This is a genomic window from Longimonas sp. (genome assembly GCF_040409695.1).
Lineage (GTDB): Bacteria > Bacteroidota > Rhodothermia > Rhodothermales > Salinibacteraceae > Longimonas.
In genome coordinates, this window is sequence record NZ_JARWGJ010000025.1 from 42514 (window position 1) to 52452 (window position 9939).

Here is a 9939-nt window from a genome sequence, read left to right on the forward strand (position 1 = left end):
CAGGCAGCAGAAAGAGACGGTGTACAAATGGAGATGCCGCGATGCATGTCAGCAGCGGCGTGCGGCTCAGATGGCACGATGCAGGCAGGAGGGCACCGCTCCTGCGCATCCAATAGAAGTTTGCTGCTGTAAGCAACAGGCCAGGGTGTGCAGACAACAACGCCCGCCGTGCCGTAGCGTGCCCCGGCGCAGAATGCGAAAGGGCGTGAGCCAGGCAAGACGGGCGTAGCAGCTGTGCACGGGTCAGCTGTATGCCGACCGGTATCGGCAGAGGCGGTATCTACAGGTTCATGGGCTGATCATAGGCCACATGAGTTGCCTCCATGATAGCTTCTGACATGGTGGGGTGCGGATGCACGGCTTCCATGATCTCGTGCCCAGTGGTTTCGAGTTTGCGTGCCACAACCGCTTCAGCGATGAGCTCGGTGGCATCGTAGCCTACGATATGGCAGCCGAGGAACTCGCCGTACTTTTTGTCGAAGATGACCTTCGCAAAGCCTTCGGTCTCGCCAAGAGCAGCCGCTTTACCGGACGCGGTGAAGGGGAATTTGCCGACGCGGATGTCGTATCCGGCCTCTTTCGCCTCGTCTTCGGTATATCCGATCGAAGCGATCTGGGGCTGGCAGTAGGTGCAGCCTGGAATGTTATCGAAGTCGAGGGGCTGCACGTCGTGTCCGGCAATGTGCTCGATGCAGATAGTGCCTTCATGGCTGGCCTTGTGGGCAAGCCAGGGGCCGCCGGCCACGTCGCCGATGGCGTAGACGCCATCCACGTTGGTTGCCCCGTACTCATCGATCGTGATGTAATTGTTTTCGGTTTTGATGCCCAGCTCTTCGAGTCCGATGTCTTCGATGTTGCCGGTAACGCCAACGGCTGAGAGCACCTGGTCGCATTCCACGTATTCGGTATCGTCGCCGACCTGAATTTCGGCGCGCAGGGCCCCATTGTGTTCTTCAACGCCCTGGAGCATAGCACCGGTGAGTACGTTGATACCCTTCTTCTTGTACGAGCGTTCGAGGACGCGCGAGACCTCTTCGTCTTCGACGGGCACAAGGTGGTCTTGCACTTCTACGATCGTGACTTCGGTGCCCATGTGGTGGTAGAAGTAGGCAAACTCAACGCCGATGGCGCCGGCCCCTACGATGAGCAGGCGGTCGGGCTGCTCTTTCTGCATCATAGCCTCCTTGTACGAGATGACGTTCTCGCCATCGATAGGAAGCGGCGGGATTTCACGAGCGCGGGCGCCGGTAGCGATGACAATCGCATCGCCGGTAATGGTGGTTTCCTCGCCGATCTCGTCGCCATCCATGTTCACGGATGGTGTAACGTGCACGGTGTTGGGATCGGTGAGGCGACCGTGCCCCTCAATCACGTCGATGTTGTTTTTGTTCATGAGGTACTGCACCCCCTTGTTCATGCGATTGGCCGTCTGGCGGCTACGCTCGATGACCTTCGGGAAGTCGGGGGTAACGGTTCCTTCGAGCGAGAGCCCGTAGTCGCTGAGGTGCTCAGCCTGCGCCATAACCTCAGCGCTCTTCAGTAGGGCTTTGGTAGGAATACAGCCGACGTTCAGACATACGCCGCCAAGCTTGTTCTTTTCGATAACAGCTGTTTTCAGGTCGAGCTGGGAGGCGCGGATGGCAGCTTCGTAGCCACCAGGGCCCGTTCCGATAATGATGCAGTCATAATGGGTAGCCATGGGCACAGCAGAAGATTCGTGCGAAGGGGTATGCGAAACGTCAAGGGGGAGGCGGCAGCGGTTTCTTGGCTGGGTGTGACGCCGAGGACTGCACACGCATAAGCTGACAACGATATGGTGCGTGACAGCCGGTTGGGTGCGTTGCGGCGCTACGTTGCAGCACTACGTCGTGTGGGTCGTCATACGCTCGTATGGGTCGGCGTAAGCATTCAGAAAACGTACTGGATGTTGGTTTGCGACGCCAGAAGAGGGCGTGGTAGCCCTGCTGCACACGCCTGGACTCTTAACATACAAGACGGCGGGTACCGTTCCCACTCAGAGAGGGGATGCAGGGCGCAATCTTGTGTGAATTGGGGAGTAGCAGGCTGCCGTTGAAGCAGCGAGCGGTATGGAGGGGAGGACGGATGCAGGTCTACCGTCGGCGCAACCATCGGGTTGGGTCGTCGGAGCCGCTGGCGTTCATGTCGAATATGGCGAAGAAGACGCCAGCGCCACGTGGTTCGTTTTCGGTGCCGGCCCAGGCAATTCGGTCGCCTGCCGACACGGTGTCGCCCATCGACACGTCGAGGTCAGAGAGGTTGCTGTAGACCGAGAGGAAGTTGCCGTGACGGATAACGAGGTAGATGCCAAATCCGGGTACAAAGTCGATTCCGCTTACGCTGCCGTCGAAGACAGACCGCACGGGGGCACGAGGGTTGGTTGCGATGGTGATCCCCGGATTGTTGGTGGTGGTCCCATGCACGGGGTCTACCTGGTCGCCATAGCTTTCGGTGATGGCGCCCTGGGCCGGCCAGGGCAGCTGACCGCGGTTTTCGGCAAAGGAAGCAGACAGGCGCTCGTAGGCTGCATCGCTTAACGCAGCGGTTGAGCCTTCGCCACGGGCTTCTTCCTCGGCAGCGGCGATAAGGTCTTGAATACGCTGCTGAAGCTCTTCGACAGAGGCCCGCTTCGCCTCAATCTCATCGCGCAGTTCCGACTGCTCAGCTTGAAGCTCTGCAATCACCTGGCGACGGTCGCGCCGCAGCCCCTGCAGCTGGTTTCGCTCGGCACGGGCGTCGGTAAGGAGCTCTTGTGTGCGTTGCTGAGAGGCGCGCAGCTCGGCCTGCTGGGCTTCGATGGTCGCCTGTGCCTCTTGAATGGCGTTGCGGCGCGAGCGACGCTGGGCAGAGAACTGGCGCAAGTAGCGTACGCGCACGATCATCTGGTTGATCGACTTCGACGAGAGAATGAGCGCCAGGTCGTGCAGGCGTCCGTAGCGATAGGCGTGGTTGGCCCGGGCCTTGTATTCACGAACAAGTGTAGCGCGGGCACTGTCGAGCGTCTGCAGGGTATCGCGTGCCGCGCGTTGCTGCTGCTGCAGCTGGCGCAGGCGCCGCTCGTACGTCTCCACAAGCTCTTGCCGCAGCGCAATCTCACGATTGAGCTCGTCGAGCCGGTCGCGCGTGTCGCTGGCACGGCGCTCTGTCGTGCGCAGGCGCTCCTGGTCGCGTTCAATCTGTTCACGCAGCGACTCCAGCCGCTCCTCGGTTACTGCGCGCTCTTCCTCGGGCGACTGCCCAAGAGCCAGCGCAGGCAGCATGAGGCTGCAAAACAGGAGCAGGCCCAGTGCACGCACGATCCTACGAGGCGGAGCAAGAGGGCACCGTGTAGAACATCGTATAGCGCATCGTGTGCTGCAGGCATCACGACTGCTACGGAAGTGCAACACGTCGGATATCGGAAGGCACATCCAGAGAGAAAGAGAGCGAGTCGGGAGTCAGAGTGAGCGACCGGTACGTCATGATGGCACGTACGTCGTCGCCGGGGCGGCGCAGCAGAATGCGGTTTGGTACGACAACGCCATCTACGCGTACGTGGTCGGTGAACACACGTTCGTCAATAATTGAGCCGTTCGCATCCCGCTCCACAAACCGAACGACGCGCCAGATCGAGGGATCCACCGAGTAGGTACGGTGCCCTGCAGGGTCGTCGAGGTGGTAGAGCTCGTTGTCGTGGCGCAGCGTCCACTCAGAGGTGATCGGTGGCACAATGAGGCCGAGCAGGTTCTGGAAGAGCGCGTCGCCATTGGGCGGTACGGGAAGCACCTGCTGGGCGGATTCAACGGAGCCGACGGCGAGTTCCTCTTCGATGCGATTATGCACGTAGAAGCTGTCGGCCGTTATGAGCATGCGTGCGGCGTTGATGCCGAGCGGGCCACGCACGTTCATCCAGAGCGAATCGGCACGCTGCTGGCGCAGCGTAGCGCGAAAGCGTCCGCTCTGCATCGGACTGTTGACATCCATGCGCACCTCTCCTTCGAATGCACGAAGCGTATCGGTGGTGCCGCGCACCGCATCCACAATCGTTGTCATGCTATGGTCTGGAAACGCCTCGGGCTGGGGGGTATCTTCCATCGCGGGACGGCTGGTACCACAGGCGCTGAGTACCACGAGCAGGGTCCCCAACAGAAAAGCTACGCCCCCCTGAAAGAGAGCAGCACAGTACGAATGGCATGACCCGGAACACTGAAAGGAAATACGCATGGCGACAAGTAACGTAAACGCAAATGGAATAAGAGGATGCAAATACGCAGCGATTTACATGTGGCGGTCTGCACAAGAGATCCACAGGTAGCATAACGCACAGACGGTACGCATCCGTACCTGCACCTATGCATTTGCTCGGGTGATTCTGTACGGGTGATCTGTGTGGACATCGGGCGAGTACGGTAGTCTTCACCTGCATACAAAGCTGTTTTCAAACAACGGTTGCGCACGCCACCCTCTTTTCGTATACTGAATCTTCACGTCTGTACTCATTTTTGCAATAGCGTATACAGTCATGGGCGAACAAAATGTAAAGCAGGAGCGCGACCCTCGCCGGCTACGTGCCTTTGCGCGCCGTCTCATTCATGACATGCGTGCTTTGGAGCGCATGCTGGATGAGGAGATGTTTGAAACGGATACGCGGCGCATCGGTGCCGAACAGGAGCTTTTTCTGGTCGACCACCGGGGGGAGGCAGCGCCTGTCATCGAACAGATGATGGAGCGTAACACCGACGACCGCATCGTGACTGAACTCACGAAGTTCAACGCCGAGTTTAACATGGACCCGCTGGTCTATGGCGGCGACTGCTTCAGCACGATGGAGGCGGCTACCCACGAACTGCTGGGAAGCGTGCGCGACCTGGCAGCACACGAGGGGGCCGAGCCCGTTCTTGTGGGTATCTTGCCCACCGCGTATCTGGCAAACTTCTCGATGGACTTCATGACGCCGAAGCCGCGCTACTATGCGCTCAACGATGCCATTACCCGGCTTCGTGGAGGAGCGGGTCGGTATCAGATTCGAGGGCTTGACGAGCTCTTTGTAAAGCACGATTCAATTATGCTGGAGGGCTGCAATACCAGCTTCCAGACCCACTTTCAGGTGACGCCCGATGAGTTTCCCCGTTTCTATAACATTGCCCAGGTGGTAGCTGCTCCGTGTCTGGCGGGAGCCACCAACTCGCCCCTGCTGTTTGGGAAGCGTCTGTGGCGCGAAACGCGTATTGCGCTCTTTCAGCAAGCCGTTGACACGCGCTCAAGCAACCTGTACCTGCGCGAAATGAGTCCGCGCGTGCACTTCGGAACGGGCTGGGTGGAGTCGTCGGTAACGGAGATCTTCAAGGAGGATATCTCGCGCTTCCGGGTGCTGCTGTCGACCGACTTTGAAGACAATCCGCTCCAGCAGTTGGATGAGGGGCGCATCCCCAACCTGAGTGCGCTGCAGCTGCATAACGGTACGGTGTATCGCTGGAACCGGGCCTGCTATGGCATCACTGATGGCAAGCCGCATCTGCGCATCGAAAACCGCATCCTTCCCTCAGGGCCCACCGTTGCCGACGAGATGGCGAACGCGGTCTTCTGGTATGGCATGGTCACCGGCATGGCCGATCGCTACCATGACATCTCAGAGGTCATGGACTTCGACGATGCCCACCATAACTTCATCGCAGCGGCCCGACACGGGCTGGCGTCTCAGTTTAGCTGGATCGACGGATCGAAACGCCCAGCGCGCTCGCTCATCCTCGAAACAATGCTGCCTATTGCTCGCGATGGACTCGACGCCTCTGGCATCGACACCGACGACATCGACCGCTATCTCGGCATTATCGAAGCACGCGTGGCTTCGGGGCAGACCGGATCGCAGTGGCAGCTTGACTCGCTCGCGTCGATGAATGGCGGTACACGCGCCGAGCGCCTGAGCGGAGTGACGCGCGGCATGGTGCGCCGACAGATCGAAGGAGAGCCGGTGCATACGTGGACCCTCGCCTCATTGGGCGAAGCCTACACGCCGGGGCATATCCGCGAAACACGCGTAGAGGACTATATGAACACCGACCTGATGACGGTGCATGAGCAAGAGTCCGTCGAGTTTGTAGCCTGTATGATGGATTGGCAGCGCCTGCGCCACGTGCTTATTGAAGACGAGTCGCATCGTCTTGTTGGCATCATCAGCCACCGCCGCCTGCTGCGCCACATGGCCGAGCGCGACGGCACCGAAGAAGATGATACTCCTATCGGGACAATCATGAAGGAGAACCCGGTGTCTGTAACGCCCGATATGCCTACGCTGGAGGCGGTACGCCTGATGCGTAAAAAGCAGATCGGTGCTCTGCCGGTCGTGCGTGAGGGGCAGCTCGTAGGGATCATTACCGAACGCGAGTTTATGGACGTTGCCCACAACCTGCTCGACGACTCTGACGAGGGCGATGAGAATCCATCGCTCGTGCGTGAAGAGGTGGGCGAGGAATAGCAGGGCAAAGAGGCTCCGAGAGGGCGCCGCGGGCGGCGTTTGATGCACTACCTGACCTGCTGCATTGTTACGCATCCGTTCGTGTGGAACGCCCCCGTTCGGGCCTTGGTGTCATGCGGTGGGTTGTAATGTACCGCGGTGAGACAATACCCGGACAGTGCAGCCCTTCACCCTATCGATGAATCATCCTACTACAATATGGCTGATATCAAGAAACAAACGATTAACGGACTGGAAGTGCACATCGACCGTTCGCTGTGCATTGGCTCAGGCAACTGCGTCAATCTGGCGCCTGATGTGTTTACCATTCGCCAGGATGCCCTTGTAGACTTCGAGGACGAGGTCAACGAAGACATCGATCCCGGTCAGCTTATTGAGGCCTGTGCCGTGTGCCCGGTCGATGCGCTGCTTGTGTACGATGATGAGGGCGAGCAGGTGGTGCCGTAAGTGGTGCTGCAGCATAGTCTCCCCCGGCCCATTACCGGCCGTATCCTTCGCCAGGCGCGGCCTGATAATGTAATAATAGCATGCAAGGCTGTGCATATGCGGATACAGACCCTCGCAACTTCTTGCAAGCCCGGCCCCCCAAACGGCCGGGCTTGTCTGGGTTTAGGCGATCTGCGGGGCGCGGTGCCGGGCATTCTTTGCTTTGATGCGTATATTGGTTATCATATTAGTCAGTAGATGGATATCGCTCAAACACCGTTGGGGTTAGAAGTGGAATCCTGAAACATGGCGCTTTAGCAGATCAAGAGGCACCTAATACTATGCTATTATGCAAAGGACGCTTCGAAATACGCTTATAGCACTGACAGGCTTGCTCTGTATCCTGGGTGGTGGGAGCGTGCACGCCCAGGCTGTCGACGCAGAAGGGAAGGCCTACCCCGATGGACACGGCGGAACGGTCTTCTTTCCGATGGGCGATGTATCCTTTGCCGACGAAGTGGTTGGCTACACCGTTGGCACACCCGATGGGGGCTCGTTCTCGGAGCGCCCCGAAGCGCTGCTGGGGCCGCCCGAGTTTGAGACTGCCGGTGCGAGTAGCGTGTTCACGCTGGGGTGCGGTGGCCACATCGTGCTTGCCTTTACCGAAAACACCCTCATCGATGTACCGGGAGCTGACCTACACGTGTTCGAGGTGGGGCGCGACATTGAGGCCATCGGTGTCGCTGTTTCAGAAGACGGTGAGACGTGGATACGCGTCGGGATGGTGGCTGGGGGCAATGCCGAAGTCGATGTCGCGCCGTTCACACCTGCCGGTGCACAATACGACTACGTGAAGCTTGTCGATCTTGAGGAGGTCTGCGACGGACGCACGCCTGGGGCCGACGTAGATGCCGTTGGCGCAATCGGAACCGCAACACGCGTCCGCATCGATAGTGCGGTCTTGTTTGCGACCGACGAGTACATCCTCAGGCCCGAGGCCTCCAGGGCAATCGACGCAGAAATGTCGTCTATCCCCAATCCCAATGCCGTTCAGATAGAGGTTGCGGGACATACCGACAACGTCGGGTCTGCAGCGTACAACGAGCGCCTCGCTCAACGCCGCGCCGATGCCGTAGCAACATATCTGGTTGAGCAGGGCGGACTCGATGCAGAGGCTGTAACCACAAATGCGTATGGCGAATCGCGTCCGGTGGCGTCCAACGAGACGGATGAGGGGCGGAGCCAGAACCGCCGCGTAGAGCTTACCGTTCGGTCGCGGCAGGCCCATGCCGAGCAAGGCACTCCGGTTTCACGCCGGGTACTCGGCATCTGGGATACGCCCGGTTATGGCATTCTCGAACTGCAGCAAGACCTGGACAATCAGGGCGTCAACGGCACGTATACCGTACGTGGGGGCACGCTGCGCGGGCAGTTCACGACCGATACGGTGTTTGAAGGCGTATGGACGCAGGAAACCGGAGAGCACCGATGCGCTACCGAACGCCATGATTCGGCCTATTGGGGCAACGTACGTCTGGAATTCGACGGCCCCGACCATAACGAGTTTACGGGCACCTACGGCCACTGTGAGGCGCCGCCTGATCATGCCGGATGGGATGGGCACCGCATGATGTAGCTTGCACATGACACGATGTAGCGCGCCTATGACAGCATACCCCCGAAAAGTCGGCCCGCGATACGGGAGCACGTACGGTATAAAGCGTAGACACCCCCACAAATAGACGTCCAACTGATTGATGATACCAGCATGCGCGTGTCGCGCCGTCATGGAAGCGCCTGTAGAGGCGCCTGTAGAGGCGCCTCCGGAAGAAGACGAGCAGAAAGACGAAGATACCGCTACGATCCACATCCCGCAGTATCACGTAATTCTGCTCGACGACGACGATCATTCGTATGAGTATGTCATCGAAATGCTGGGCGATGTGTTTGGGCACAGTCCGTCGAAAGCCTACCGGATGGCGGTGAACGTCGACAACAACGGGCGCGTTATCGTCGAAACCACGAATAAAGAGCGGGCAGGACTCCGCAAAAAGCAGGTCGAGGCCTACGGTCCCGACTGGCGCATCCCACGGTGCAAAGGCTCGATGTCGGCGACCATAGAGCCTGCAGAGACATGAGGCCGGCGACGGGTCTGTCGAATGCGCGCCGCTCAACAGCTGGCAGGCAGGCCGCGGCACGCTTTCAGGCACGGCATACCGCAAAACGCTATACCGCAAAACAGCACACGAAAACGCCCGGCTCAAAGACAGAACCGGGCGCAAACAATGATAAAGTGGACAGCTATCGTTCAGCAGGCTCCCATCATGAGAGCGGGCGAGCGGCAAGGCGCATCTGTCTTTGGTAGCGCTCTGCTTTCTGGGTGTGGCGGGCGGCCTTGGCTAAGTGCCGATCCAGGCGGCGCTGATCGCGTGCCATCTTCTTAGCCAGTGCTCGTTCATGGTAGTACATGCGTACGGCGCGGTCACCGATGTACTCCACATGCGAAGGTACATACGTGAGTGAACCGCTGCGCGTGGCATGAGCCGCTCGGTTTACAGCATTGCGGCGATTGATCGTATCCATAAAGCGCTGGTCCTGGATGGTGTAGAGCGCTGATACAGCCATGATGCGTAGCGGGTCGTTGGTGTCGTTCGCATAGATCTGAACAAGGGCCGGACCCGCAGCGCTCCAGTCGTAGGCAGACCGGTCCCGGTGGGTGAGAGTGATGATGTTGCGCATCGCTTGCTCGCGGATGCGTGGGTCAGGAGACTGTAGCAGCGCAACATGCTGCTGGCTAATCTGTGAACGAAAAAGCGCCTCAGTAGGAGACGCGTCGGCTGGTAGGGCGGGCGACTGCGCTGTGGCAGGCAGCACCGCAAGGAGCAGTAGGGTCAGGGCCAACAGGCCACCGATCGTTGCTCCTGTAAGACGTACAGGAAAGATAGCCATGGGGGGATGACGACACAACGTCGATTAGGTGCATGAGGCTAAGTGCAATTTTTGTTTTGGTATAGCTGTAAAAACAGCCAATTTTATTGCGC

At 59.1% G+C, this 9939-nt stretch carries 8 protein-coding genes; 4 read left to right on the top strand and 4 right to left on the bottom strand.

Annotated features, from left to right (window positions below; all coding sequences use genetic code 11):
• Nucleotides 1–280: 280 nt before the first annotated feature.
• The 3 genes from lpdA to lolB1 all read right to left on the bottom strand — a co-directional run bounded on the left by lpdA (nt 281) and on the right by lolB1 (nt 4221).
• Nucleotides 281–1699 (bottom strand): dihydrolipoyl dehydrogenase, encoded by a 1419-nt coding sequence (gene lpdA, locus PPP56_RS01470; protein ID WP_353562056.1) that lies wholly within the window; start codon nt 1697–1699, stop codon nt 281–283.
• Between the two features lie 412 nt (nt 1700–2111).
• Nucleotides 2112–3278, bottom strand: coding sequence for a murein hydrolase activator EnvC family protein (locus tag PPP56_RS01475; protein ID WP_353562058.1), 1167 nt, complete (start codon nt 3276–3278; stop codon nt 2112–2114).
• Nucleotides 3279–3390: 112 nt separating this feature from the next.
• Nucleotides 3391–4221: a lipoprotein insertase outer membrane protein LolB1 gene (lolB1, locus tag PPP56_RS01480; protein ID WP_502912537.1), complete on the bottom strand. Its 831-nt coding sequence runs from the start codon at nt 4219–4221 to the stop codon at nt 3391–3393.
• Nucleotides 4222–4519: 298 nt separating this feature from the next.
• On the opposite strand from lolB1, the gene PPP56_RS01485 reads away from it, so the two are divergent.
• The 4 genes from PPP56_RS01485 (at nt 4520) to PPP56_RS01500 (ending at nt 9036) form a co-directional block, all read left to right on the top strand.
• Nucleotides 4520–6472 (top strand): CBS domain-containing protein, encoded by a 1953-nt coding sequence (locus PPP56_RS01485; protein ID WP_353562063.1) that lies wholly within the window; start codon nt 4520–4522, stop codon nt 6470–6472.
• 198 nt (nt 6473–6670) lie between these two features.
• A complete protein-coding gene (locus PPP56_RS01490; RefSeq protein ID WP_353562065.1) occupies nt 6671–6919 on the top strand; it encodes a ferredoxin in 249 nt (82 codons plus the stop codon).
• A gap of 328 nt (nt 6920–7247) precedes the next feature.
• Nucleotides 7248–8534: an OmpA family protein gene (locus PPP56_RS01495; protein WP_353562067.1), complete on the top strand. Its 1287-nt coding sequence runs from the start codon at nt 7248–7250 to the stop codon at nt 8532–8534.
• A 151-nt stretch (nt 8535–8685) separates the two neighbouring features.
• Nucleotides 8686–9036, top strand: coding sequence for an ATP-dependent Clp protease adaptor ClpS (locus PPP56_RS01500; RefSeq protein WP_353562069.1), 351 nt, complete (start codon nt 8686–8688; stop codon nt 9034–9036).
• A gap of 184 nt (nt 9037–9220) precedes the next feature.
• Here PPP56_RS01500 and PPP56_RS01505 read toward each other — a convergent pair whose 3' ends face one another.
• The gene (locus PPP56_RS01505; RefSeq protein WP_353562071.1) at nt 9221–9847 is read right to left on the bottom strand and encodes a hypothetical protein; all 627 of its coding nucleotides are present in this window, start codon (nt 9845–9847) and stop codon (nt 9221–9223) included.
• Between the last annotated feature and the right edge of the window lie 92 nt (nt 9848–9939).